Source organism: Salicibibacter cibarius (assembly GCF_016495725.1).
Classification (GTDB): Bacteria; Bacillota; Bacilli; order Bacillales; family Marinococcaceae; genus Salicibibacter; species Salicibibacter cibarius.
This window is the reverse complement of record NZ_CP054705.1, coordinates 2,475,161-2,501,941: the sequence shown is the minus strand read 5'-3', so window position 1 is coordinate 2,501,941 and position 26,781 is coordinate 2,475,161. Positions and strand designations below refer to the sequence as shown.

The following is a 26,781-nucleotide window of genomic DNA, read 5'->3' as shown; positions in this document are numbered from 1 at the left end:
ATGAAAATAGTAAGAGCCTGGTTGGCCACATGCATGCTCGCACTTTTCATGCTCGGTCTCCCTCACGAGGGATTCGCAGATAACTCCGTAAGGGATGCCCTGGAAAATAATGAAGGCGTGAACGAAGGCAATGAAGAGGAAGAAGGAGCCGGAGAAAGCGGCGAGCAAAGTTTATGGGGTGTTTTGTTTCAGCTCGGATTAGCCCTCGGTGCCGTCATTCTCGTCATGTTTCTTTTATTAAAATTGTTGGCCAATCGGACGAATCGCTTTCAAGCGACGAGCACGATGCAAAATTTGGGAGGCATTGGCCTTGGACAGCAAAAGTCGGTGCAACTCATTCGCGTAGGCGATCGGCTCCTTGTTGTCGGTGTCGGGCAGACGATTGAATTGCTTCGGGAAATCGAGGATGAGGCGGAAGCAAAAGCGCTGATCGCTTTGGCAGAGGAGCAGCAGACGACGGATTTTACAGGCAAAGCGCGGGCACTTCTGAAAGGGGATAAGATGGAGGCGAATGAGGAACGTTCCATTTATTCGCAAATGGATGTGCATATGCGTGACGTGAAGCGTCAAAAAGAAAGCGGATTGAACCGGGTAGAGGGGAGAAAATGATGATATCATCCATCATACCGGGCGTACCCATCGGTGAGTTTTTCGGCGATGACCCCGAAGGATTGTCCACGGCGTTGCGCCTGATTGTCCTTATTACCGTCCTTTCCCTTGCGCCGGGAATCCTCATTTTGATGACTTGTTTTACGAGAATTGTCGTTGTGCTCGCCTTCGTGCGGATGGGGCTCGCTACCCAACAGATGCCGCCGAATCAAGTGTTGATCGGTCTGGCGTTATTTCTGACCTTTTTTATAATGTCCCCGGTCGTATCCGAAATGAATGAAGAAGCGCTGACGCCACTACTCGAGGGCGAGATGGATCAAGAAGAAGCCTTTGAAGCTGCGTCTTCTCCCATAAAAGAATTTATGGCGGATCATACCCGGGAAAGAGATTTGGCTCTATTTTTGAACTATGCCGAAGCAGAGTCTCCGGAGACGATTGATGATATCCCACTGTCGGCCATGGTCCCTGCCTTTGCGATTAGCGAATTGCAAACGGCTTTTCAAATCGGATTTCTCATCTTCGTGCCATTTCTTGTGATCGACATGATCATTGCCAGCGTTTTAATGTCCATGGGGATGATGATGTTGCCACCTGTCATGATCTCACTCCCTTTTAAAGTGTTGTTATTCGTTTTGGTGGACGGTTGGCATCTTGTCGTAGAGTCGCTTTTAATCAGCTTTTAACAAAGGGTGGATGGGATGAATCAAGAGACGGTTATAAGCATGGCGGAACGAAGTGTAACGGTTGTTTTTCTCGTTGCGGGACCTTTGTTAATTGTCGCGCTTGCTTTGGGGTTGGCTGTCGCTATTTTTCAGGCGACGACACAGATCCAAGAGCAAACGCTGGCGTTTATTCCGAAAATTATTGGCGTTCTCGCCTCGGTCGTGATTTTCGGTGCTTGGATGCTCAGTCAACTCGTGAGTTTCACAACGGAAATCTATACTAATTTGCATAACTTTATAGGATAAGGCGATGGAGTGGATCAATCAGCTGCCGGCGTTTCTATTAATCTTTGTGCGTATTCTCGCTTTTTTGGCGACGTTGCCGGTGTTTTCGTACCGCAATGTGCCGAATATCTTTAAAATCGCTTTTTCGCTCTTTTTTGCTTATATTATTTTTTTCACGCTGGATGCACCGGCGATCGGGATCGACGCGACCTTTTTTTTGTTGATCATAAAGGAAGTGTTGATCGGCCTTTTACTCGGGCTGATTGCCTCGATATTGTTTTATGCCATTCAAGTTGCCGGCGCTTTTATTGATATTAAAATGGGGTTTCTCATCGCGAACGTGATGGACCCGCAAACCGGGGCGCAAACGCCGTTAACCGGCGGATTCCTTTATGCCTTTGCCGTGCTTTTTTTGCTCGTTACCGATGGCCATCATTTGTTATTGGATGGGATTTTTTACAGCTATGCCTATGTGCCTGTCGAGGAAATGAATGTTCAGTTTGGTGGAGAGTCAGTGATGGAAACGGCGGCCGGAGCCGTTTTGGCGATGTTTGTCATTGCTTTTCAAATGGCTTTCCCGATCGTGGGCGCACTTTTTCTCGTTGATGTGGCGCTTGGGATGATGTCGCGGGCGGTTCCGCAGATGAATGTTTTTGTCGTCGGCTTGCCGCTGAAAATTTTCCTGGGATTGCCGATCATGTTGTTGATGTTGCCGGCGTTCTTTTGGCTCGTCACCAATCTTGTCGATGAAATGGTAATCACGATGCGGATGCTTTTAGAGTTGTTTGAGGGAGCGTGAAAAAGCATGCGAATGGATCTGCAATATTTTGCAGCAGAAGGCGGGCAGGAAAAAACGGAAAAGGCGACGCCTAAAAAGCGTGAGGACACCCGCAAAAAAGGGCAGGTAGCGAAAAGTAACGATGTGAATACCGCCGTCATTTTACTGATCGTTTTTATTTTGCTTTTTGCTTATGCCGCGGTTCCCGGACAATTTCTGCACGATCTATTCACAAAAATGTATATCAACTACGCGGGTATGGCTTTTTCTATTGAAAATGTGATGGCGTTATTCCTTGATTTGATGTCCGAAGTTGTGATTGTGTTGTTGCCGATATTTTTGGCCGCCCTTTTGGCAGGTGTAGTCGCGAGTATGCTGCAAGTGGGGGTGTTGTTTGCCCCGGAAGCGATTAAACCGAAATTGTCGAAAATAAACCCGCTCAAAGGGATTAAACGAATCTTTTCCGCGCGTGCGATCGTGGAATTGTTGAAAGCTTTTCTGAAAATCTGCCTTGTCGGCTTGCTTTCCTTTGGGATTATATGGATGTATGCGGACGAACTTCTGCAACTGGCACTCATGGATGTCGTCGAAGGATTTCAATTGGTGGCTTGGTTGACAGGGGTGATCGGCATCGCTTGCGCGTTGCTTTTGCTCCTGTTAGCTGTGCCCGATTATGTCTACCAACGCTATGACCATGAAAAGCAGATTCGCATGTCCAAAAAGGAAGTGAAAGATGAACATAAAAAGATGGAAGGCGATCCGCAAATAAAATCAAAGCGACGGCAACGTGCCAAAGACGTGGCGATGCAACGCATGATGCAGGAAGTTCCAAAAGCCGATGTCGTCATCACTAACCCGACCCATTACGCGGTTGCCCTTCAATATGATGGAGAGGTGATGGCAGCGCCGACGGTGATTGCCAAAGGGGCGGATTATACGGCTTTGCGCATGCGGCAAATCGCCAATTTAAACGAAGTGCCGATCGTCGAAAACAAGCCGCTCGCCCGTAGCCTCCATGATGGAACAGACATCGGACAAGAAGTGCCGGAAGATTTATTTCGCGCGGTCGCCGAGGTTCTCGCCTATGTGTATCGGATTGGAGGTGAGAGGTGAGAGGTGAGAGAGGGTGTTGAGCCTATTTTTCAACCGGTCGTAAAGGAGCGGTCATGGCGCCTGAAACTGTTACCGAATCCAAGCCTGTTATACACACCCATACTGAAACGACCTCGTAGAAGCCCGCCCGAGTCTTTGAAGGAGATGGAACGATGAGAGCACGTGATTTAGTCATTTTAATAGGCGTTATTTTAATCGTGGCAATGCTTATTTTCCCATTGCCGTCTCCGATGATTGATGTGCTTATCATCGTTAATATTTCGATGTCACTCATCATCATCCTCGTCGCCATGAATATGAAAGAACCGTTGGATTTTTCCATCTTTCCGACTGTGCTTTTGTTGGCGACGTTGTTTCGCGTTGGGTTAAGCGTATCGACGACCCGCGCGATTTTAAGCCTCGCAGAGGCGGGCAGCGTCATTGATACGTTCGGGTCCTTTGTTGTCGGCTCGAATGCGCTCGTCGGTTTTGTCATCTTTCTTATTCTCGTCGTTATCCAGTTTATCGTCATCGTTAAAGGCGCGGAACGTGTTTCTGAAGTCGGCGCGCGCTTTACCCTTGATGCGATGCCCGGGAAACAAATGAGCATTGACGCGGATCTTAATGCCGGTTTAATTACGGAACAACAAGCAAAAGCGAGACGGGAAAAAATTGAAGAGGAAGCGGACTTTTACGGGTCGATGGACGGCGCGAGCAAATTCGTCAAAGGGGACGCGATCGCGGGCATCGTCATCGTACTCGTCAATATTATCTTCGGCTTTATCATCGGGATGCTTCAACATGGGATGAGTTTTCAGGAAGCAGCCGCCACGTACACATTGCTCACGGTTGGCGATGGGCTCGTAACACAAATTCCGGCCCTTTTGATCGCGACAGCCACGGGCATTGTCGTAACACGGGCGGCATCGGACGGGTCGCTCGGCTACGACATCAGCGAGCAGGTGCTTGCGTATCCCAAATTGCTCTATATCGCGGGGGCTGCCATTCTGCTCCTCGGTCTGCTCACGCCGATTAACAATATTGTTACTCTGCCGATCGCTCTGTTTCTCGGCATAGGCGCATGGACGCTGTCTCGACGCAAATCCGACAACTTGGAAAAAGAACCGGAAGCAACGGAAGAGGAAGAGCGCCCCGAGAATACTACCTCTCCGGAGCAGGTTACGGAGCTTTTGACGATTGATCCGATCGAATTCGAGTTTGGCTATGGACTCATTCCGATTGCAGATGCAAACCAAGGCGGGGACTTGCTTGACAGGGTCGTCATGATCCGGCGCCAATTGGCGCTCGATTATGGGATTGTCGTGCCTGTCATTCGCATCCGCGATAACATTCAGCTCCAACCGAATGAATATGTGATTAAAATTCGCGGCAATGAAATCACGCGCGGGGAATTGCTCCTCGATCATTACATGGCCATGAGCCCCGGTGTCGAGGATGAAACGGTTACCGGCATCGAAACGGTAGAGCCGGCATTTGGTCTGCCGGCACTATGGGTGAATGAAGCGCAAAAAGATGATGCCGAAATCGCAGGCTATACAGTCGTTGACCCACCTTCGGTTGTGTCCACCCATTTAACGGAAACGATAAAACGCCATGCTCATGAATTATTGGGGCGCGAAGAAACGAAACAACTTGTCGAGCATTTGAAAGAGTCTCACCCGACGCTTGTGGAAGAGGTTACGCCAAACCCGCTGGCCCTTGGCGACATTCAAAAAGTGTTGGCAACCCTATTGAAGGAAAAAATTTCGATCCGAAATCTCCCTATAATATTTGAAGCGTTGGCGGACTATGGGCAGATGGTCAAAGATCCGAAGTTAATCGCAGAGTACGCGCGACAAATGTTATCCAAGCAAATTACAAAGGCTGTCGTTCCGAACAACGGACCATTATATGTCGTCACCCTGGCAGGCACTGCAGAGAAAAAAATTGCAGATGCGCTCCAACAGACGGAACACGGAACTTTTTTGTCCATGCCACCCGAAGATTCGGGCAAAATGATTGAAACGATCGGTCGGGAAGCAGAAAAGCTGTCTGAATTGGGGCAAACACCGGTCATTCTCTGTTCCCCTGCAGTACGAATGCACGTCCGCCATTTGATTGAACGGCAATTCCCGAATGTTCCGGTCTTGTCCTATAACGAGTTGGAACCGCAAGTGGTGATTCAAAGTGTGGGAGTGGTCAATGTCGCTTAAACAAGTTTGTGTTTCAACCGAGTATTCGAACGGGGAAGTGGAAAATGATGGTTACCATCAGTCGAACAGAATTAGATAAAATCCGAGAGATTAGCAACATCGGGCTGGGTCAGGCGGCGACTTCCCTTTCCCAGTTGTTGGATATGCCATGTAAAATGACGGTCCCGGCCGTTACGGTCACCGGCTTTGACGATATTATCGCATTGGCGGGCGGTGCCGAAAACGAAGTCGCTGCAATTTCCCTCAAAATGGAGGGTGCGTTTCGGGCGACGATGCTGTTTATTTTCCCTGCTGCTCATGTCTCAAGCATTGTCAAGCAATTAACCGGAGAACAGAGTGGGATCTTGGAAGGGATCGGCCATTCAGCGCTTCGTGAATTTGGAAATATCATTACCGGTGCTTATGTAGCGACGTTTGCCGATTTGACGAAATTAAATGTGCGATCATCCATACCGGATGTTGTGATCGATATGGCGGGTGCGGCGATAACCCCAAGCCTCTTGCCTCTTTCGTTATACGGGGATGACGTTATTTTGATTCAAACGAATTTTAACGATTGGTTTGAAAAAAGCCCGGAACGTTTTCAGGCACAGTTTTACTTACTCCCCGAACCGGGCAGTATGAATGTCCTTCGTACTGCTTTAGAAGGTATGCCGTCATGACGTTGACGAAAAAAACGGTGAAAGTTGGAATGGCGGATATGGGGTATTGTTTGGCGCCGAATTCGATCGGGAGTTCCGGATTGGGGTCATGTGTTGCGATTGTCATTTATCCCGCGAACGGTGCAGCGGCTGCTCTCGCCCATGTCATGTTGCCGGACGCTTCGATTCGCAGAAACGATGATTTTAACCGTGCAAAGTATGCGGACACAGCAGTGCCGTTGCTCCTTGAAACGATGCAGCGACTCGGCCCATTCCGGAACGCCACGTTACGCGCGAAAATTGCCGGTGGGGCAAACATGTTTCAACGGTTGTCAACGGTTGATCCGATGATGAAGATTGGCGAACGCAATACCGAAGTGGCAAGAGAAGCGTTGAAACAAGCGAATATCCCGATCATGGCAGATGTAACAGGCGGATCCGAGGGACGAAGTGTTGTATTTTCACTTAAGGATCAATCGCTTTCGGTACGAACGATTCACAGCGGGACTAAGATTTATTGAAAAGGTAAGAAAGAATCAAGGGTAAACATTGATAAATAGGTGTGATCATGAACGATGGTCATCGTTGCGGAAAAACACTGCGGCTTTCCACAGGAGTCTCCGTATTTTTCTCCGCTAGCAAGTGTTATTACCATGATACCAACTATATATTTTGGTGAATAACCAGAATCAATTACGATGACTACTCAGAGGGAAAGAAGTTTAGATGAAGAAATCGGTTTTTTCAATGATTCCTGCCAATCCGACTTCAAACTTCTAACCTCTAATCTCTAACCTCTAACCTCTAGCAAGGGAGGCGCTACCATGGAACGACCAACCGCAATGGATGATCATTGGGCCCGTTGGATCAATGAAAAAGATGAACAGGCAGCCGAAGAAATTATGGCTGCCCACTCTCCGCTCGTCGATTACCATGTGCAGCGAATCGGCGCTACGCTTCCGACAAATGTCGACCGTGAGGATTTGCGGTCGCAAGGCATGATTGGCTTATACGATGCGTTGTTAAAATTCGATCATCGACGTGATTTGAAATTTTATACATATGCGTCCTTTCGCGTACGCGGGGCTATCATTGACAGTTTGCGGAAAGAGGATTGGCTGCCTCGCTCTTCGCGGGAAAAGGCAAAAAGGATTGAAGATACGACGGAATGGCTTGAACAGCAAAAAGGCCGGCATGTCACGGAATATGAAGTTGCGAACACGCTTCAGCTATCCATCGATGATGTTTTAAAAACGACGGCCGAAAATTACATGGCACAGCTATTATCGATCGATCAAGCGCCGGAGGACGAGGACCGGGAAGATGGTCATCCGTTCATGTTGCAAGATCATCAAACGCCCACTCCTCATGAAGAGGCAGAAAAGAATGAGACAAAGAAACAGTTGCAACATCTGATATCGACGCTTTCGGAGAAAGAAAAACTCGTGCTCTCCCTTTTTTACCAAGAAGATCTGACCTTGACGGAAATCGGCCATACATTGCGGTTGTCCACTTCAAGGATTTCCCAACTTCATGCAAAGGCGTTGTTTCGTTTAAAACAGGCATTTCAAAAAGAAGAAGCAAAAATATAACCGTTCGCCGGGCTATAGTTTAATTGGAGGGGACGTGGGGGCATGGAACTTTCAAAGTACTTTAAAATAAAGGTGTCTCGTGATGCAATGATGGCCAGTTGCTTTTCAAATAAACCGGTGAAAGATGGGGATTTTCATGAAGAAGATGTCCTAAAATTTTTGCATGCCAATGGGATTGTCTATGGCATTGACGACGAAAGCATCGGAAAACTCGCGAATGATCCTATCCATGTAACCTTTCCATTGATTATGGCCAAAGGAAAAAAACCGACTCGCGGAACGGACGCGTATTTGGAAACGACCCGCAAGCACTCTTCATCACGAGAAGAAAACGGAGATTCCGGCTCTGTGGATTTGCGACAAGTAACTGAGATACCGATGGCCACGCAAAACGAAATCGTCGCCCGCAAAGTGGACCCAACAACAGGCGAGTCCGGTGTGGATGTATATGGAAACACGATCCCAGGCCTAAGAGGGAAAGACTTTCCGTTAAGACCCGGAAAGAACACGGCTTTGTCCGAAGACGGGAAAAGCCTGCAAGCGATTCTGAACGGCCAATTAAGCATCGCCGGCCGGACCGTGCACGTCTATCCCGTCTATGAAGTTCCCGGCAATCTAACGATGAAAACAGGGAGTATCACATTTAATGGAAATGTCGTCATTCATGGTTCCATCCCTTCCGGCTATCGGGTGAATGCCGATGGCGATATCCATGTCAAGGGATCCGTCGACGCTGCTTATTTGGAAGCAGGAGGGTCTGTCTTTGTCTCACAAGGCATTGCCGGCCAAGGAAAAGGGGAAATTAACGCGCGCTATGATGTTCATAGTGGCTATATCAATCAAGGGGTCGTTTTTGCCGGTCATAATATTCATGTTTCCAATCACATTTTGCACAGCCAATGTGAGGCTGGACATGCATTGATATGCACGAGTGGAAAAGGGAATGTTGTCGGCGGGAAACTTTCCGCCGGCCGAACGATCAAAGTAAAAGAAGCAGGCAATACGCTAAACACACGCACGTCCCTATACATTGGGGTACAGGAAAAGTTGCTAACGGCCCGAAAAGAAGCTGAAAGCGTTTTACTGAACGGAAAAAAAGAAAAGGCCAAGTTGCAAACATTACAAACAAAAATGGCGGAGAAAGGAAAGGAGAATCCTCCTCTGTCAACGAAAGATCGAATAATGAAACTTCGGATTCGCCAATCGCTTAGCGAGCTTTACGACCGAATGAGAGACGCCCGCGACACCTTGCAAGCCATTAATGATCGAATAGACGGGCACGGTTACGATGGGGTTTTTATCAGCCATCAAGTTTTCGTGAATACAAACGTGCACATCGGCAAATATAAACGCAGAATTACGAAAAACAGAAGCGCGGTTAAAATTTTCTTGTCCGAAGGGGAGATTCGCATCGCCGAACAAGATTCTTAAAGCAACCGTACGCCACGCGAGAAAAAGAGGAGGCTAATTGTGATCGTCTTTGTAATCCTAAGTGTACTCCTGCACTTCGTCTCCCTTGCCGCCATCGTCTATCTTTTTCAGAAAAAGGCCGCTACCGGAGATGAAATTGAACGATTGTTAAAAAGGTACACAAATGAAATGAAAGAAGACAATGAGCGACTGCTCCGGCAATTGCGACCCATGCAAGCGAAAACGCCAAAAAGCTCCTTCCTGTCCGAGCTTGAACAAGCAACTGGTAAACTTGAAAAGCAGGAAAAAGGGTATGAGCCACCTGAACCGACCGGAGAGAACGAAGCGCAAGTAACGCCGGCCGCGCAAGCGTTAAGGTTGGCACAAACAGGAAAAAGTAAACAGGAGATTGCCGAGGCGCTTTCCCTCGGCCACGGAGAAGTGGAATTGTTGCTAAAAAAACATGAACAAAGATAATTGATTTGCGAATGGGTATGCGATAAACGTTTACAACCCGTCATTCAAGGCGATCCTATTTTGAAAGTCATTGAACTCGTAGTGACGAATAATAGAAGCGCAACATAACGCTTGTCGAGCCCGTGCATCTTATGGTATAGTTACTGCGGTGTTATTGAATACACACGCTTGCTGATTCGAACAAAGGTGCCGTCGAACGACCACGGTTTTGTTCTACTATCAAATGATAGTAATGGGAGAACGACAGTTTTTCCATGAAAATGATGCAAAGCGGAGGAAAAAAACCAAAGGAGGAAAAAATATGGCTGTTATTTCTATGAAACAGTTACTGGAAGCAGGTGTGCATTTCGGCCACCAAACAAGACGCTGGAATCCGAAAATGAGCCGTTATATTTTCACGGAACGTAATGGCATCTACATCATCGATTTGCAAAAAACGGTGAAGAAAGTAGATGAAACCTACAAATACGTGCGCAACTTGGCTGCGGACGGCGGCAAAATTTTGTTTGTCGGCACGAAAAAACAGGCGCAGGAGTCCGTAAAGGAAGAGGCTGGCCGTTGCGGGATGTACTTTGTCAATCAACGTTGGTTAGGCGGCACATTGACAAACTTCCAGACGATCCGGAAGCGGATCGCGCGCCTTAAAGATTTGGAAAAAATGCAGGAAGACGGTACATTTGACGTCCTTCCGAAAAAAGAAGTAACGGTTTTGCAAAAAGAAATGGATCGCCTTGAGAAATTCTTGGGCGGGATTAAAGACATGAAGACACTGCCGGACGCCGTTTTCATTATTGACCCTCGCAAAGAACGGATCGCCGTTGCGGAAGCGCGTAAACTTAACATCCCGATCATCTCCATTGTCGACACCAATTGTGATCCGGATGAGGTTGACTACGTTATTCCCGGTAATGATGATGCCATTCGCGCGGTGCGTTTGTTGACATCAAAAATGGCGGATGCCGTTGTGGAAGCAAGCCAGGGAGAAGAAGAAAAAGTGGCGGACGAAGAACAAATAGAACCGGATGCCGAACCTGAACCGGCAACAACAAGCGCTGAAGAATAAGGAAGCGAAAAAACGGGGTGACAAGGGCGAGTCCCATGTCACCTTTTTTCCACGAAAAACCAAAAATAAGGAGGAGTTTACATGGCCATCAGCGCAAGCAAGGTCAAAGAACTAAGGGAAAAAACCGGCGCCGGAATGATGGATTGCAAGAAGGCGTTGACGGAAACAGATGGAAATATGGAAGAAGCGGTTGCTTTTCTGCGTGAAAAAGGAATCGCCAAAGCAGCGAAAAAAGCGGAGCGTGTCGCGGCAGAGGGATTGGCGAATGTCAAGGTTGACGGCAATAAAGCAGTGATTGTGGAAATCAACGCCGAAACCGATTTTGTCGCGAAAAACGAAAACTTCCAACAGGTTGTTGCGACTATTTCTCAGCATCTGCTTGACCATCAGCCAAGCGATGTGGAAACTGCGTTGGCACAGAAGACTGAAGGCGGAGACACCCTCGAACAGTATATTACCGAGCAAATCGCTACCATAGGTGAAAAGATCTCGCTAAGGCGCTTCGCGGTCGTTGAGAAAACAGAAAACCAGGCATTTGGCGCTTACCTTCATATGGGAGGAAGCATCGGAGTGCTTGCCGTGGTCGACGGCACAACGGATGAATCGGTTGCAAAGGATGTAGCGATGCACGTGGCCGCAATTAAGCCAACGTACGTGTCGCGCGATGAAGTCCCCGAAGAAGAGGTCAACAAAGAAAGAGAAATTCTTAAGCAACAGGCACTTAATGAAGGGAAACCGGAAAAGATCGTTGAAAAAATGGTGGAAGGCCGTTTGAAGAAATTTTTCCAACAAGTGACGCTCCTGGATCAGGAATTTGTGAAAGACAGTGATCAAACTGTTGAACAATACGTGAAAAGCCAAAACGCAACAGTTTCCTCCTTTATTCGCTATGAAGTGGGAGAAGGCATGGAGAAAAAAGAGGAGAATTTTGCCGACGAAGTCATGTCACAAGTGAAAGAGTAAGGCAAACGGTGGATTCAGGTGGGTTTTCCCACCCCCCACCCCACCTCTCACTTCTAGTAATGGAGGCATACGATGCACAATTACAAACGCGTGGTTTTGAAATTAAGCGGAGAGGCACTTGCCGGGGAACAAGGGTATGGCATTGATCCCAACGTCATCCAATCCATTGCTTCCCAGCTAAAAGGAGTAGCCGCGTTGGGGACGGAGATCGCCATCGTCGTCGGAGCCGGTAATATTTGGAGGGGGATGGCAGGCAGTTCTCAAGGAATGGATCGTGCCACCGCCGATTACATGGGGATGCTTGCAACAGTCATGAACGCCCTCGCTTTACAGGACAGCCTTGAAGAAATTGAAGTGGAAAGCAGGGTGCAAACGAGCATAGAAATGCGGCAAGTCGCTGAACCATACATACGTCGCAAAGCAATCCGGCACTTGGAAAAAAAACGCGTCGTCATCTTTGCAGCCGGTACCGGTAACCCTTATTTTACGACGGATACAACAGCAGCATTACGGGCGGCTGAAATCGAAGCCGACGTCATCCTAATGGCAAAAAATAACGTGGACGGCGTTTATGATGCCGACCCCGCGGAGAACGAAAATGCGGTTAAATACCGGGAACTATCCTACTTTGACGTCTTAAAGGACGGATTGGGCGTGATGGATTCGACCGCATCTTCCTTATGCATGGATAACAATATCCCGGTCATCGTTTTTTCGATTTCAAAAGAAGGGAATATTAAACGGGCGGTTCAAGGAGAAGATATTGGAACCGTCGTAAGGGGGAATGGATCTTGAATGACCAAATGAAAAAAGACATGAAAGACCGTATGGAAAAAACAGTGGAATCGCTAAACCGTGAACTTGCAACATTGCGTACTGGCCGTGCTAACCCGGCAATTCTAGACAAAGTTGTCGTCAATTATTACGGAATGGAAACACCCCTCAATCAGTTGGCCGGCATTACGGTACCCGAAGGAAGACTGCTCGTCGTGGCACCTTTTGACAAATCAGCTATCGCTGATATTGAAAAAGCCATCCAAAAAGCGGATCTTGGCCTTACCCCCAATAATGACGGCCAAGTGATTCGCATTTCGATTCCGGCGCTCACGGAAGAACGCCGCAAAGAATTGGCGAAGCTTGTGCGCAAATATGCAGAAGACGCACGTGTTGCCATCCGTAATATTCGCCGGGATGTCAACGATCAAGTGAAAAAACAGGAAAAAAACAGCGATATTGCCGAAGATGAATCGAAGCGTGCACAAGAAGAAATCCAAAAAATCACGGATGGGCATATAAAAACGATCGATGAAGCGGCAGACGAGAAAGAAAAAGACATTATGGAAGTGTAAAGCGGTGCGATGCTAAAAAACCCTCTGCTCGACAAGGGGGTTTTAGCTGTTAAGGAGGATCGGCCGGTCGGCTGTGGCGATGCCGGCACACGGCGGATAAACGGATGTGAAAATAACGTATGTGGAGAGCGTAGGGCTTGTTCTCTTACTTCCCGCCTCTCACTTCTCACATCCAGTAAGGTTGGTGCGTAAACCATGTTGGGAAGGTTTTTTAATCATCAGAAAGAATCACAAGCCGTTGATGTGAAAACGGATGTTCCGTCCCATGTGGCCATCATTATGGATGGAAATGGGCGATGGGCACAGAAACGGGGAATGCCGAGAAATATCGGCCACCGTGAAGGCATGAAAACCATCCACCGCATTGCAGAAGCCGCGAATGATATGGGTGTCGAAGTGCTCACATTATTTGCGTTTTCGTCGGAAAACTGGTTACGGCCCAAGACAGAAGTCGACTTTATCCTTCGTCTTCCGGAACGTTTTTTATCCAGTGAGTTGCCAAAGCTGCAAGCGAACAATGTACAAGTTCGCGTCATGGGGGCCGTTGAAGACTTGCCTTCCCATACGAAAAAAGCCGTTGAAACGGTAATGCTTGAAACGGCGGATAACGATGGTATTATTTTAAATTTGGCGCTTAATTATGGAGGACGATCGGAGATCGTCCAAGCGGTGAAGCGCCTTAGTGCCGAAGTCGAACAAGGGCGTTACCAAGTGGAAGACATCACCGAAGAGCTGATTTCCGACAAACTGTACACATCCGATTTTCCCGATCCGGATCTATTGATCAGAACGAGCGGAGAAATTCGTTTAAGCAACTTCATGCTTTGGCAAATGGCATATAGCGAATTCTGGTTTACAGATGTATTGTGGCCGGATTTTAACGAAGAAAATTTTGCTGAGGCCATCTCGGTTTTCCAACAACGTAAACGTCGTTATGGTGGGGTGTAAGGAGCGATTCGCATGAAGCAAAGAGTAGTAACCGCAATGATTGGCTTATGTATTTTCCTCGCTCCTCTCGTCGTCGGCGGGTTTGTTTTTGCTCTGCTTGTTGCAGCAATGGCGATTGTCGGTTTCATAGAGTTGTTACGAATGAATCAACTGAGCATCTTTTCCATGCCCGCTTTCATCGGATTGCTCCTTTCTCTTTTTCTACTGGTTGCGGGGCCACAAACAGCGTGGATATCTAATGAGGCCCTCTTGATGAGCGTTATGATTGCTGCCTGGTTGCTGCTGCTCGTAACGGTAATTTCGGCCAACCGGTACAATTTTGAAATAGTTGCGTTTGTCGCATTTGCCGCCCTTTATGTTGGATTCGGATTGCACTTCTTTCTGGCGGCTCGCCTTGAGGAAGGATTTGCATTTGTTCTTTTCGTCCTGATCGCTATTTGGGCAACGGATACGGGCGCTTATCTTTTCGGACGAAAATTCGGAAAGCGTCCGCTCTGGCCGAAAATCTCACCGAAGAAAACGGTCGAAGGCGCGTTGGGAGGATTCGCGCTGGCGCTTGTGGCGAGCATTATTTTCGCGTCGTTTTGGCCTCCTTTTTCGTCCTTGTGGCTCACGATCGTCGCGGTGATCGTCATTTCCGTTGCCGGCCAATGCGGGGATCTCGTGGAATCTGCCTTTAAACGTTATTATAATGTGAAGGATTCCGGCAAAATCCTTCCCGGTCATGGCGGTATTCTTGATCGTTTCGATAGTCTTATTTTCGTGTTTCCCGCCCTTTATGTATTAATGATTTAATCGGCCCGCTAACGGGTGTGAAGAAGGTGAAGTCGAATGAAAAAAGTTGCTGTACTTGGTTCAACAGGGTCAATCGGCACGCAAACCCTTGACGTCATCCGTCAACATCCGGATTTATTTCAGGTAAGCTTGCTCGCCTGTGGCCGAAATATTGAACGTGTAAAAAAGCAAATCACCGAGTTTCAACCTGCGACCGTTGTCATTGCAAATGAAGGCGATCTTGGAAAATTGAAAGCCCATCTCCCACCGGAGACACGGGCAATTGCAGGCGAGGCGGCATTGTTGGATGCGCTTGGCGAGACGGACGCCGCATTCGTGATGAACGCCATGGTGGGAAGCCAAGGTTTGAAACCGACAATGACCGCGATCAAAGCAGGGAAAACGATTGGGATCGCCAACAAAGAGACCCTCGTGACCGCGGGACATCTCGTTATCGCTGCCTGCAAACGTTACGGCGCACAATTGATTGCCGTCGACAGTGAGCATTCCGCGATTTTTCAGAGCTTGCAAGGAAGCAATCGCAGCGACGTCGAGCGGCTGATCATCACTGCATCCGGCGGAAGCTTTCGCGACTGGAGCGCAGAAGACATCCAACACGCTACACCGAAAGATGCCTTGAATCATCCGAATTGGTCGATGGGACAGAAAGTTACCATTGATTCTGCCACGATGATGAATAAAGGGCTCGAAGTCATTGAAGCCCATTGGTTGTTCGATATGCCTTATGAAAACATTGATGTCGTTATCCATCGCGAAAGCATTATTCACTCCCTCGTTGAATATCAAGATAAGAGTGTGATCGCACAGATGGGCACCCCGGATATGAAAGGGCCGATCCAGTATGCGCTCACCTTTCCGGACAGGCTTGAATTAGATGGACCGGAAAGGTTAAACTTATGGGAAGTCGGAACGTTACATTTTGAAAAAATCGATCCGGTCAAGCATCAATGTTTATTGATGGCTTACCGGGCCGGTGAAACGGGTGGATCGGCGCCGACGGTGTTAAACGCGGCAAATGAAGGCGCGGTCGAACGCTTCCTGGAAGGAAAGCTTTCGTTCCCCGGCATCGCGACCGTCATTGAAAAGGCGCTCGCTGCCCATAGCGTAATTGCGGAGCCTACAATCGAAGAAGTGTTGGAGATTGATGAAGAAACACGAGAACGGGTTAGAAATGGGAGTGAATGGTGAGTAGGGAAATATCCACCTGTCACTTCTGATATGCAAGCCAAAAAGAAGGTGAGAAGCACGTGCAAACGCTCATTGCCATCATCGTGATTTTCGGGCTCATTATTGCCATTCACGAGTGGGGCCATCTCTACGTAGCGAAAAAAGTAGGCATTCTTTGCCGAGAATTCGCAATCGGCTTCGGGCCGAAATTGTTTACCAAGAAAAAGAACGAGACAGTTTATACGTTACGGTTGCTCCCGCTTGGCGGTTTCGTTCGCATGGCCGGCGAAGATCCGGAAATCGTGCAAATTAAACCGGGGTATGAAGTGGGTTTAACGTTTCATGCGGATGACACCGTAAAAGAAATCATCGTGAATAACAAGGCGAAACATCCCGATGCCAAAATTGTTTCGGTTGAACGGGCCGATCTTGAACATGACCTTTTTATAGACGGCTACAGCGACGATGAAGAAGGCTTGATTCGTTACGACATTCACCGCCAAGCGGATATGATTGTGGATGAAGAAAGGGAACAAATTGCTCCTTGGGACCGGCAATTCGGATCAAAAAAACCGTGGAAAAAGGCAGCTGCCATTTTTGCGGGGCCGGCGATGAATTTTGCCCTTGCGTTTATTTTGTTTTTGATCTATGGGCTTATCCAAGGAATTCCGCAACCGATCGTTTCGAACGTGATGGATGATAGTGTCGCTCAGGAAGTAGGGCTGGCCGAAGGAGACCGGATCGTCTCCATTGAAGGAGAGTCCATTGACGGCTGGACCGATATGACACAAATCATTCAGGAACAGCCGGATGAAGAAATCACGATGCTGGTGGATCGGGACGGTGCCACGGAATCATTCACGATGGTGGTAGATAGCGTTTACGAGGACGTGTTGGATGCTGAAATCGGTAAAATAGGGGTCGAACCGACGTGGAGCCATTCCGTTTTCGAGGCGCTTCAATACAGCCTCTCACAAATTCAGGAAGTGGTTGTATTAATCTTCGACGTTCTTCAGCTCATTTTTACCGGTGATTTTTCCCTGGATTATTTAGCGGGACCGGTGGGGATTTATGATTATACCGGTGAAGTGATGCAAATGGGGATTCTTATTTTGGTCATGTGGACAGCGATGCTGAGTGTCAATATCGGCCTCATCAATTTGTTGCCGCTCCCCGCCCTTGATGGTGGCCGCTTGATCTTTATCGGTTTGGAAGCCATCCGCCGAAAGCCGATCGACCCGAACAAAGAAGGCGTTGCCCATTTCATCGGTTTTGCGCTTTTGATGTTGCTCGTGCTCATGGTCACCTGGAATGACTTAAATCGGTTATTTATGTGACGTTTGGAGGTTGGAGTGCCTATCGGGTCTCTGGCCTCTGGCTTCTGATTTCGGATAAGGAGGGTTCAGCGAATGAGACAACAAACGTTTTTCAGTCCGACAATGCGGGATGTCCCCGCGGATGCGGAAGCAATCAGTCATCAACTGATGTTGCGCGCCGGGTTAATGCGGCAAACCGCTGCCGGCATTTATACATATTTACCACTTGGAACAAGAGTATTGCACAAAATTCAAGCGATCATCAGAGAAGAATTGAACCGCGCGGGGGCGCAAGAATTATTGATGCCAGCGGTTCAACCGGCCGAACTTTGGGAAGAATCCGGCCGTTTGGATGATTACGGACCGGAGTTAATGAGGTTGAACGACCGACATGAGCGTCGTTTCGTTCTTGGCCCCACCCATGAAGAAGTGATCACTTCTATCGTTCGCGATGGCATTCATTCTTATAAACGCTTGCCGATCAATGTGTATCAAATTCAAACGAAATATCGGGATGAGCGCCGCCCTCGCTTTGGATTGTTGCGCGGTCGGGAATTTATTATGAAAGATGCCTATTCTTTTGAACCTTCGGAAGAAGCGCTCGCGCACACTTATGAAGTGATGTATGACACGTACATGAAAATCTTTCGTCGTTGCGGCCTTGATTTTCGCGCCGTGGAAGCGGACGCTGGTGCTATCGGGGGGACCGGGGGCACGCATGAATTTATGGCGCTCGCCGATATTGGCGAGGATACGATCGCATATTCCGATCGCTCCGGTTACGCCGCAAATATTGAAATCGCGGCTGTGCGTCCGCCTGACGACACAGAGGAGGGCACACCGGCAGCCCTTTCCGCAGAAAACGGTTATACAAGCGGAGAAGCCGCGGCAACTGCCGCTGGCCAACCAACGTCCGCGGTGATTACCGGCCGGCTTTTTTATATCGACGAGGTTCCCGTGCTGATCCTTACGCGGGGGCATCATGAAATTAGCGATGTAAAGGTCGGAAACCATTTTGATACATTGGATGTTGAAGTTGCATCGGATACACACGTGCAAGAACTATTCGGCACGTCTTCTGTTTACATTGGCCCGGTGGAGGCGCCGTCGAACGTAAAGGTTGTCGCCGATCAAGCGATTCGCCCGCTCGTTAATGCTGTTTGCGGCGGCAATCAAGACGAAACCTTTTATGCTAATGTCGACCATCGCCGTGATTTTGACATCGATGCCTTCGCTGATCTCCGCATGATTCAGGAAGGAGATCCGTCCCCTGACGGGGAAGGAACGATTCAATTTGCCGAAGGCATTGAAGTCGGGCAAGTGTTTAGCCTTGGAACGAAATACTCGGAGGCTCTCGGCGCCCAGTTTTTGGATGAAAACGGCAAAAGCGTGCCGATGCAAATGGGCTGTTACGGCATCGGTATTAGCCGTACACTGGCTGCCGTTGTGGAACAGCATCATGACGAAGACGGCATCATTTGGCCAAAAGCGCTTGCACCGTTTGATTTGCATTTGCTCGTCATTAATCCGAAAGATGAAGTGCAACAGACGCTCGGGGATAACCTTTACGAAGCGCTTCAAACGGAAGGCTATGACGTTCTTTATGACGACCGCAAAGAACGCGCAGGCGTGAAGTTTAAGGATGCCGACCTTTATGGTATGCCCATCCGCATTGCAGCCGGCAAAAAAGCGAATGAAGGCATCGTCGAAGTAAAAGACAGGAAAACGGGCGAAGTAACGGAAGTTCAAGCAGAAAACTTGCCCGCGTATTTAAACGATATCGGATGGTAAAGGGGGTGGAAGGTTTTCTAACCTTCCACCTCTCACATCTGGAACGAAAGGACGGTTGGTTTGCCTATGGATGACAGTGCTGTTCGGTATGAACGTTTTCAACTTCTTTTGGAACAAATCGGGATCCCTGAAGATGTTTACAAATCCGAGCTTCGTTCCGGGCGCATCGAGAAATTGGATGTTTATCGGGAAACGCGAAAATGGCATTTTATGTTCAGGCTAGACAAACCGGTTAATGCGTTCGCAATCCAACTGTTACAGGAAAAACTAAACGCAGGATTCCGGGAAATGGCCACGATCGATTTTTCCATCGTGTATGATGAAGGATACATACATTCCGAACAAGTGGCGGCTTATTGGCCTGCGATCATTGCCAAAGCGCGTGCCCTCCCCGATCATATCGCCCTGAAACTGGAACGCTCGGAACCGGCTGTGAACGGCCGTTCCTTGATGCTGACGTGCCACAGTGAGGCGGAAGCCAATTCCCTAACCAAACAAGCAGGTCCCGCTTTGGAAGCCGCGCTCCAATCTTTAGGGTTTGAAACGCTTACCTTTTCCCCGAAAGTCGAAGTTGCTACCGAAGAAGAAACCCGCTTTTTGGAACAAAAAAAAGAAGAAGAACAATCGAAAGTTATTGAAGCCATGATGGAACAGCAAAAAAAGGAAAAGCAAGCAACGCCGGAAGTAAAAAAACAATTGCAAATCGGTTATCCGATTAAAGACGAACCGCTTCCACTCGCTTCCATCCAAGATGAAGAACGCCGGGTAACGATACAAGGGTATGTGTTTCAGGCGGAAACGCGCGAGTTAAGAAGCGGGCGTATGTTAGTCACGTTTAAGCTTACCGATTACACAGACTCTTTGCTTGTGAAAATGTTTTCCAGAGATAAAGAGGATATTCCGCTATTCAATGAAATAAAAGCGGGCAAGTGGTTGAAAGCAAGAGGCAGTATTCAAGATGATACGTTCGTGCGTGATCTCGTCATGATCGCCAATGACCTCACGGAAGTTCAAATTGCCCAACGGGTGGATGACGCTCCTGAAAACGAAAAACGCATTGAGTTGCACGCGCATACGACGATGAGCCAAATGGACGGTGTGGCATCCCCGGGCGAAATTGTGGAAAAGGCGGCACAATGGGGGCACGAAGCGGTCGCGATTACGGATCACGGGGTCGTACAAGGCTTTCCGGAAGCTTATTCGGCCGCGAAAAAAAATGATATTAAACTGCTTTACGGCATGGAAGCCTATCTTGTTGATGATGGCGTGCCGATCGCTTACAACGAGAGCGAACGGGATCTTGAAACGTCAACGTTTGTCGTCTTTGATGTGGAGACGACCGGGTTATCAGCCGTTTATGACACGATCATTGAACTTGCTGCCGTAAAAGTGGCGAACGGGGAAATTGTGGACCGGTTTGAATCGTTTGCGCAGCCACATGTAGCCCTTCCCGCGAAAATTACTGAGCTTACCGGCATTACCGATGAAATGTTGACAGACGCCCCCGAGGTAAGTGATGTCTTGCAACAGTTTTCGGATTTTGTCGGTGACGCCGGCCTTGTGGCGCACAACGCCAGTTTTGATATCGGTTTTATCAACGCCGGCTATAAAAAAGAAGGATGGCCGGAGGTAGAACAGCCGGTCGTCGATACGTTGGAACTTGCCCGCTTTTTATATCCGAATATGAAAAATCACCGGTTGAACACATTATGCAAGGCATTCGACATTGAACTCGTCAGCCACCACCGCGCCATTTATGATACGGAGGCCACCGCCTATCTTTTTATGAAAATGATTCGTGATGCCAAGGAGAATGGCATTGATCAGCATCGCCAACTCAATGAAAATATCGGGCAAGGCGATTTTTATAAAAACAGGCCTTCCCATTGCACGATTCTCGTTCAAAATCAAGAAGGCTTGAAAAATTTGTATCAACTCGTGTCTTTATCCCATTTATCGTATTTTTACCGAACCCCGCGAATCCCGCGGTCGCAACTCGTCCGGTATCGGGAAGGGTTGCTCGTTGGATCGGGCTGTGAGCAAGGGGAAGTCTTTGAAACGATGATGCAAAAATCCGCTGAAGAAGCTGAGAAGGCTGCCCGTTTCTATGATTTTATCGAAATACAGCCGCCGGAAATTCATGGCCATTTATTGGAAAAAGACATCATTAGAAGCGAGGCACAGCTTTTGGACATTATGCGAAAATTGTACGAGGTTGGCGAACGTTTGTCGATACCGGTTGTCGCCACCGGCAATGTCCATTATTTGGAGCCGGACGATCATATCTATCGAAAGATCCTCGTCGCGTCTCAAGGCGGGGCAAATCCGTTGAATAAACAAACGATGCCGAAGGTGCACTTTCGCACGACCTCGGAAATGCTGGAGGCATTTGCTTTCCTTGGAGAAGAAAAAGCGCGCCAAATTGTCGTCACATCGCCAAAAAAAATTGCCGATGAAATCGAAGCGATCGCGCCGGTTCCGGATGGCTTATATCCGCCAAACATCGAGGGCGCCGACGAAGAAATGCGGACGCTCACCTATGGAAAAGCAAAGCGCATTTACGGGGAAGACCTCCCCGCTATTGTCGAGGACCGTTTGGAAAAGGAATTGGAAAGCATTATCGGGCACGGATATGGCGTAATTTATTTGATTTCCCATAAACTTGTCAAACGCTCCCTGGACGATGGCTATCTCGTCGGCTCCCGCGGGTCTGTCGGGTCATCCTTCGTGGCAACGATGTCCGACATTACCGAGGTCAATCCGTTGCCGCCCCATTACGTCTGTCCGCACTGTTCCCATTCCATTTTTTATGACGATGGGTCAGTGGCATCGGGGTATGATTTGCCGGATAAATCATGTGAACAATGTGGGGCCACGTATATTCGCGAAGGCCACGATATTCCCTTTGAAACGTTTCTCGGATTTAAAGGCGACAAAGTTCCCGATATTGACCTGAATTTCTCCGGGGACTACCAAGCACGCGCCCACGCGTACACCCGTGAATTGTTCGGGGATGACAAAGTTTTTCGGGCGGGAACGATCGGCACGGTTGCGGATAAAACGGCTTACGGATTCGTGCGCGGGTATCAAAACGACAATCAAATTGACCATATCCGCGGCGCTGAAATCGACCGGCTCGTCCATGGCTGCACAGGGGTGAAACGAACGACCGGCCAGCACCCGGGCGGTATCATCGTCGTTCCGGGCGATAAAGACATCCATGATTTTTGCCCGGTGCAGTATCCGGCCGATGACAAAAACGCGAGTTGGAAAACGACCCATTTTGATTTTCATTCCATCGATGACAATTTATTGAAACTTGATATTCTTGGCCACGATGATCCGACAGTCATTCGGATGTTGCAAGATTTAAGCGGCATCGATCCGAACGATATTCCTATTGACGATCCTGAGGTTATGCGTATATTCGAAGGACCGGAAGTGCTCGGCGTCACTCCGGAGCAGATTATGTGCAAAACCGGCACGTATGGGATCCCCGAGTTTGGCACACGTTTTGTGAGGCAAATGTTGGAAGAAACGAAGCCGCAGAAGTTTTCCGAGCTCCTGCAAATTTCCGGTTTGTCCCACGGGGCCGATGTGTGGCTCGGAAATGCGGATGAATTAATCCGCGATGGGGTTTGTGAGCTGAAAGACGTGATTGGCCTTAGAGATAACATTATGGTTAACCTGATTTATAAAGGGCTGGAACCATCGCTTGCTTTTAAAATTACCGAATTCGTCCGAAAGGGAAGAGGCTTGGAACAAGAATGGATTGACGAAATGAAAAAGCATGACGTTCCGGATTGGTATATTCAGTCGTGTTTGAAAATCAAGTATATGTTCCCGAAGGCGCACGCAGCAGCGTACGTTTTGATGGCGGTGAGGATCGCCTATTTCAAAGTCCACTATCCGATTCTGTTCTATGCCACGTATTTCAGCGTACGGGCCAGCGATTTTGAGCTTGAAACGATGCAAAAAGGCAGCACCGCTATCCGGGCGCGCATCGAAGACATTCAAGCCAAAGGATTCGACGCGGCGCCGAAGGAAAAAAGCTTGGTCACGGTGTTGGAACTGGCGTTAGAAATGACGGAGCGCGGATTTTCTTTCGGGCAGGTCGATCTCTATCGTTCGGAGGCAGACACGTTTATCGTCGATGGAGACACGTTGATCCCGCCGTTTGGCGCGCTTGAAGGCGTAGGCGCGAATGCCGCGAAAAATATTGTAGACGCGCGGGCGGACGGTGAGTTTTTATCAAAGGAAGACTTGCAGCAAAGAAGCAAAGCGACGAAAAACGTGATTCAAAATTTGGAGGCGAGCAACTGCCTGGAAGGCTTGCCGGATTCGAATCAGCTTTCGTTGTTTTAGTAATCTATCCCCTTTTTGGGGACGACCGCGCGATTGCAATCCCTCAGACGGAGGCCGGGATGCTCCGAGAGGAACAAGCGAAGGAAAGTAATCCCTCAGACGAAGGCCGGGATGCTCCGAGAGGAACAAGCGAAGGAAAGTAATCCCTCAGACGAAGGCCGGGATGCTCCGAGAGGAACAAGCGAAGCAGAGTAATCCCTCAGACGAAGGCCGGGATGCTCCGAGAGGAACAAGCGAAGGAAAGTAATCCCTCAGACGAAGGCCGGGATGCTCCGAGAGGAACAAGCGAAGCAGAGTAATCCCTCAGACGAAGGCCGAGTTGTTCCGAGAGGAACAAAAGAGGCCCAAGCAATCCCGCTAACTGGGGGTACGGGGGTCCTTCCACATCTCCTGTACGAGTCCTTAGATCTTTTTCGAAGTCCGTGAACAAGATTTCGTAAAAGCACTGAAAAACCGTGCAAGCTCTATAGACGTTCCAAGGTTTACGATCTGCACAATTTGGCAAGATTAAATAACAAGCATGAGCAAATGACGCGGAAAGAGCACCGTTCGGTCCTCATGTGACTTGCAATCGTTTGGAAATTGTGATACTTTAACGTTGGCAACAGATGGATACGTACGGCGAAAAGAGTGGGGCTGGTTCCCACTCTTTCTGCTTGCACTTAGAAAGAACTTTTCGTAAAACCTAAGGCTCGCTACCGGAACTTAGTAGGTAAGAAAGTATAAATCAACTTTCTTGCCTACATAAGTGCAACTAAGCTAAGCCCAAGTTTTCTAATCGTTAAGACGGCTTTTGCAAAGGAGGGAGCACATGTCAAAAAACGTGAAAGAAAACGTGGCGACGATCGCGAAACCCATTCTTGATGACCTCAACATGGAACTTGTCGATGTGGAATATAAAAAAGAAGGAAAAAACTGGGTATTACGTATGTTTATTGACCATCCGGATGGTGTAGGACTTGAGGAATGCAGCCTCGTCAGTGAACGGATGAGTCAAAAATTGGACGAAGAAGACCCAATAGAGGGATTTTATTATTTGGAAGTAAGTTCTCCGGGGGCGGAACGGCCGCTAAAAAACGCCAAGGATTTTCAGGAAGCTATCGGTAAGAACGTCTATCTCAAGACGTACGAGCATGTTGATGGCAGAAAAACGTTTACGGGAGAACTCACTGCTTATGAAGATGGAGAAATAACGATCAACATTCGTGAAAAGGCAAGGACCATTACTTTCCATGTGCCGGAGCGCCTGATTGCAAATGCACGATTGTCCGTATTATAACCGAAGATCAGACACCGGAAGTCAGATGAAAGTTATTTTCTAGAAGCTCCTCGCTTCTTGGATCTGCATCTGATCTCTGGCTTCTGATTTCTGTGATCTCAATACCGATCTCCGGCCTTTGAAATCTGACCTCTGTTAATGGAAGTTTCACTGTATTCACTGAAAGGGGACCACGTAGTTATGAACAGCGACTTTTTAGATGCTTTGACGACATTGGAGGAGGATAAAGGCATCGAAAAGGAAATCGTGCTCGAAGCGATTGAATCCGCGTTGATATCGGCTTATAAGCGAAATTTCAGCCAAGCGCCGAATGTACGTGTTGACATCAACCGTGACAATGGCGAAATTAAAGTGTATGCACGCAAACAAGTGGTTGAAGAAGTCTTCGATCACAGGCTGGAGATTACCATCGAAGCCGCTAGAGAAATAAGCATGCATTATGAGCTTGATGATGTTGTCGAAATTGAAGTAACACCGAAAGATTTCGGGAGAATAGCCGCGCAGACCGCAAAACAAGTCGTTACCCAGCGGGTGCGCGAAGCGGAGCGGGGCATCATTTACTCAGAGTTTATCGATCGGGAAGAAGATATTATGACTGGGATCGTCCAACGCCAGGATCATCGCTTTATCTATGTTGATTTAGGGAAAGTGGAAGCCATCCTTCCGCAAAGCGAACAGATGCCGAATGAAACCTACGCGCATAACGACCGGATCAAGTCTTATATTACGAAAGTGGAAAAAACGACAAAGGGTCCGCAAATTATGATTTCACGTACCCATCCGGGTCTTTTAAAGCGATTATTTGAACTTGAAGTTCCGGAAATATATGATGGAACTGTTGAGATTCGATCAGTGTCACGAGAAGCGGGGGACCGGTCAAAGATTTCCGTTTACGCTGAAGATCCCGACGTTGATCCGGTTGGTTCTTGTGTCGGGCAGCGCGGACAACGCGTTCAAGCGATAGTTAATGAATTGAAAGGCGAAAAAATCGATATCGTTCATTATTCCAATAACCCTGTCAACTACATCGGAAACGCCTTAAGCCCTTCGAATGTGCTCGACGTTCAAGTCGATGAGGAATCGAAAAGCACCCTCGTTATCGTCCCGGATTACCAATTGTCGCTTGCCATTGGAAAGCGCGGGCAAAACGCGCGGTTGGCAGCGAAGTTGACGGGCTGGAAAGTTGATATCAAAAGCCTATCGGAAGCAGAAGAGAAAGGAATATATGATCCGGCAACCGCTCGTGTGCCCGGCGAAGATGAAGGAGAAGAGGATAACACCCGGGAAGACGAGATCGAAGATGAAGACGTGTATGAAGATGAAGATATAGAAGATGTTTTGGATGACGAACTTGATGAAAAGCTGCCGGAAACCGAGACCGTAGAGGAGAAAGAAGAATGAAAAAGCGTAAAACCCCTTTGCGAAAGTGCATCGTAACCGGTGAAATGAAAGCCAAGAAAGAGCTTGTGCGAATCGTGCGGGACACGGATGGCCATGTATCCGTTGATCCGACCGGAAAGAAGAACGGGCGCGGGTCGTACATTTCAAACACAGAGGAATGTTTCGTGCTTGCCAAAAAGAAAGACCTTTTATCACGGCACTTAAAAGTAAACGTCGATGAAGAGACCTATGAAAGGCTGGAGACGGAACGTCTTCAAATAAACAAATGAAACAGGATTTTTACCGATTTCTCGGGCTTGCTACACGAGCCAATAAGGTTGTTAGCGGTGAAGACACTGTTATGCGAGGCATTAAAACGAAACGATTTCATCTTGTTCTTATTTCCGAGGATGCATCAACAAACACAAACAAACAGTTTTATGATAAATGTAGCCATTATCATATTCCAATCAGGCAAGCGGGAACACGGCAAGCGTTAGGGGAAGCGATCGGAAAACGCGAACGTGTTGTCATCGGCATTACGGATAAAGGATTTTCCGAAAAAATGATCCGGATGCTAGAACAATAGAAGTTGGAGGTTGTTTA

Annotated in this window: 25 protein-coding genes; all 25 read left to right on the top strand. The window is 48.2% G+C overall.

Annotated features, from left to right (window positions below; translation table 11 throughout):
- Entirely contained in the window at positions 1 to 609 is a 609-nt protein-coding gene (locus HUG15_RS12920) for a flagellar biosynthetic protein FliO (protein ID WP_200123498.1), read from the top strand.
- Positions 609 to 1,292, top strand: coding sequence for a flagellar type III secretion system pore protein FliP (gene fliP, locus HUG15_RS12915; protein ID WP_200123497.1), 684 nt, complete (start codon positions 609 to 611; stop codon positions 1,290 to 1,292). The genes HUG15_RS12920 and fliP overlap by 1 nt, the downstream gene beginning before the upstream one ends.
- Before the next feature lie 15 nt (positions 1,293 to 1,307).
- On the top strand, positions 1,308 to 1,577 hold the full coding sequence (gene fliQ, locus HUG15_RS12910; RefSeq protein ID WP_200123496.1) for a flagellar biosynthesis protein FliQ: 270 nt from the start codon (positions 1,308 to 1,310) through the stop codon (positions 1,575 to 1,577).
- A 4-nt stretch (positions 1,578 to 1,581) separates the two neighbouring features.
- Positions 1,582 to 2,355, top strand: coding sequence for a flagellar biosynthetic protein FliR (fliR, locus tag HUG15_RS12905; RefSeq protein WP_200123495.1), 774 nt, complete (start codon positions 1,582 to 1,584; stop codon positions 2,353 to 2,355).
- 6 nt (positions 2,356 to 2,361) lie between these two features.
- Positions 2,362 to 3,447: a flagellar biosynthesis protein FlhB gene (gene flhB / locus HUG15_RS12900; RefSeq protein WP_200123494.1), complete on the top strand. Its 1,086-nt coding sequence runs from the start codon at positions 2,362 to 2,364 to the stop codon at positions 3,445 to 3,447.
- Between the two features lie 152 nt (positions 3,448 to 3,599).
- Entirely contained in the window at positions 3,600 to 5,639 is a 2,040-nt protein-coding gene (gene flhA, locus HUG15_RS12895; RefSeq protein WP_200123493.1) for a flagellar biosynthesis protein FlhA, read from the top strand.
- 44 nt (positions 5,640 to 5,683) lie between these two features.
- Entirely contained in the window at positions 5,684 to 6,301 is a 618-nt protein-coding gene (locus tag HUG15_RS12890) for a chemotaxis protein CheC (RefSeq protein WP_211202222.1), read from the top strand.
- Positions 6,298 to 6,801, top strand: a complete 504-nt coding sequence (locus tag HUG15_RS12885) for a chemotaxis protein CheD (protein ID WP_200123491.1) — start codon at positions 6,298 to 6,300, stop codon at positions 6,799 to 6,801. Before HUG15_RS12890 ends, HUG15_RS12885 begins: the two co-directional genes overlap by 4 nt.
- A gap of 303 nt (positions 6,802 to 7,104) precedes the next feature.
- On the top strand, positions 7,105 to 7,872 hold the full coding sequence (locus HUG15_RS12880) for a FliA/WhiG family RNA polymerase sigma factor (RefSeq protein ID WP_200123490.1): 768 nt from the start codon (positions 7,105 to 7,107) through the stop codon (positions 7,870 to 7,872).
- Between the two features lie 42 nt (positions 7,873 to 7,914).
- Complete coding sequence (locus HUG15_RS12875) at positions 7,915 to 9,303, top strand: flagellar assembly protein A (RefSeq protein WP_200123489.1); 1,389 nt, start codon at positions 7,915 to 7,917, stop codon at positions 9,301 to 9,303.
- A 39-nt stretch (positions 9,304 to 9,342) separates the two neighbouring features.
- Positions 9,343 to 9,759 (top strand): DUF6115 domain-containing protein, encoded by a 417-nt coding sequence (locus tag HUG15_RS12870; protein ID WP_200123488.1) that lies wholly within the window; start codon positions 9,343 to 9,345, stop codon positions 9,757 to 9,759.
- Between the two features lie 301 nt (positions 9,760 to 10,060).
- The gene (gene rpsB, locus HUG15_RS12865; protein ID WP_200123487.1) at positions 10,061 to 10,822 is read left to right on the top strand and encodes a 30S ribosomal protein S2; all 762 of its coding nucleotides are present in this window, start codon (positions 10,061 to 10,063) and stop codon (positions 10,820 to 10,822) included.
- A gap of 81 nt (positions 10,823 to 10,903) precedes the next feature.
- Positions 10,904 to 11,785, top strand: a complete 882-nt coding sequence (gene tsf / locus HUG15_RS12860; RefSeq protein ID WP_200123486.1) for a translation elongation factor Ts — start codon at positions 10,904 to 10,906, stop codon at positions 11,783 to 11,785.
- Positions 11,786 to 11,857: 72 nt separating this feature from the next.
- The gene (gene pyrH, locus HUG15_RS12855; protein ID WP_200123485.1) at positions 11,858 to 12,580 is read left to right on the top strand and encodes a UMP kinase; all 723 of its coding nucleotides are present in this window, start codon (positions 11,858 to 11,860) and stop codon (positions 12,578 to 12,580) included.
- Positions 12,577 to 13,134 carry a ribosome recycling factor gene (gene frr / locus HUG15_RS12850; protein WP_200123484.1) on the top strand — a complete coding sequence of 186 codons (558 nt, stop codon included), beginning with the start codon at positions 12,577 to 12,579 and terminating at the stop codon, positions 13,132 to 13,134. Before pyrH ends, frr begins: the two co-directional genes overlap by 4 nt.
- Positions 13,135 to 13,329: 195 nt before the next feature.
- Positions 13,330 to 14,082 (top strand): undecaprenyl pyrophosphate synthase, encoded by a 753-nt coding sequence (gene uppS, locus HUG15_RS12845; protein ID WP_200123483.1) that lies wholly within the window; start codon positions 13,330 to 13,332, stop codon positions 14,080 to 14,082.
- 12 nt (positions 14,083 to 14,094) lie between these two features.
- Positions 14,095 to 14,877: a phosphatidate cytidylyltransferase gene (locus tag HUG15_RS12840; RefSeq protein WP_200123482.1), complete on the top strand. Its 783-nt coding sequence runs from the start codon at positions 14,095 to 14,097 to the stop codon at positions 14,875 to 14,877.
- Positions 14,878 to 14,913: 36 nt separating this feature from the next.
- Complete coding sequence (gene dxr, locus HUG15_RS12835; RefSeq protein ID WP_200123481.1) at positions 14,914 to 16,065, top strand: 1-deoxy-D-xylulose-5-phosphate reductoisomerase; 1,152 nt, start codon at positions 14,914 to 14,916, stop codon at positions 16,063 to 16,065.
- Between the two features lie 59 nt (positions 16,066 to 16,124).
- Positions 16,125 to 17,381 (top strand): RIP metalloprotease RseP, encoded by a 1,257-nt coding sequence (rseP, locus tag HUG15_RS12830; RefSeq protein ID WP_200123480.1) that lies wholly within the window; start codon positions 16,125 to 16,127, stop codon positions 17,379 to 17,381.
- A gap of 72 nt (positions 17,382 to 17,453) precedes the next feature.
- A complete protein-coding gene (locus tag HUG15_RS12825) occupies positions 17,454 to 19,151 on the top strand; it encodes a proline--tRNA ligase (protein ID WP_200123479.1) in 1,698 nt (565 codons plus the stop codon).
- A 66-nt stretch (positions 19,152 to 19,217) separates the two neighbouring features.
- Positions 19,218 to 23,516: a PolC-type DNA polymerase III gene (locus HUG15_RS12820; RefSeq protein ID WP_200123478.1), complete on the top strand. Its 4,299-nt coding sequence runs from the start codon at positions 19,218 to 19,220 to the stop codon at positions 23,514 to 23,516.
- 811 nt (positions 23,517 to 24,327) lie between these two features.
- Positions 24,328 to 24,795: a ribosome maturation factor RimP gene (rimP, locus tag HUG15_RS12815; protein WP_200123477.1), complete on the top strand. Its 468-nt coding sequence runs from the start codon at positions 24,328 to 24,330 to the stop codon at positions 24,793 to 24,795.
- A gap of 180 nt (positions 24,796 to 24,975) precedes the next feature.
- On the top strand, positions 24,976 to 26,196 hold the full coding sequence (nusA, locus tag HUG15_RS12810; RefSeq protein ID WP_200123476.1) for a transcription termination factor NusA: 1,221 nt from the start codon (positions 24,976 to 24,978) through the stop codon (positions 26,194 to 26,196).
- Positions 26,193 to 26,465, top strand: a complete 273-nt coding sequence (gene rnpM / locus HUG15_RS12805; RefSeq protein WP_200123475.1) for an RNase P modulator RnpM — start codon at positions 26,193 to 26,195, stop codon at positions 26,463 to 26,465. The genes nusA and rnpM overlap by 4 nt, the downstream gene beginning before the upstream one ends.
- Positions 26,462 to 26,764 carry a YlxQ family RNA-binding protein gene (locus tag HUG15_RS12800; RefSeq protein WP_200123474.1) on the top strand — a complete coding sequence of 101 codons (303 nt, stop codon included), beginning with the start codon at positions 26,462 to 26,464 and terminating at the stop codon, positions 26,762 to 26,764. The genes rnpM and HUG15_RS12800 overlap by 4 nt, the downstream gene beginning before the upstream one ends.
- The last annotated feature ends 17 nt before the right edge of the window (positions 26,765 to 26,781 follow it).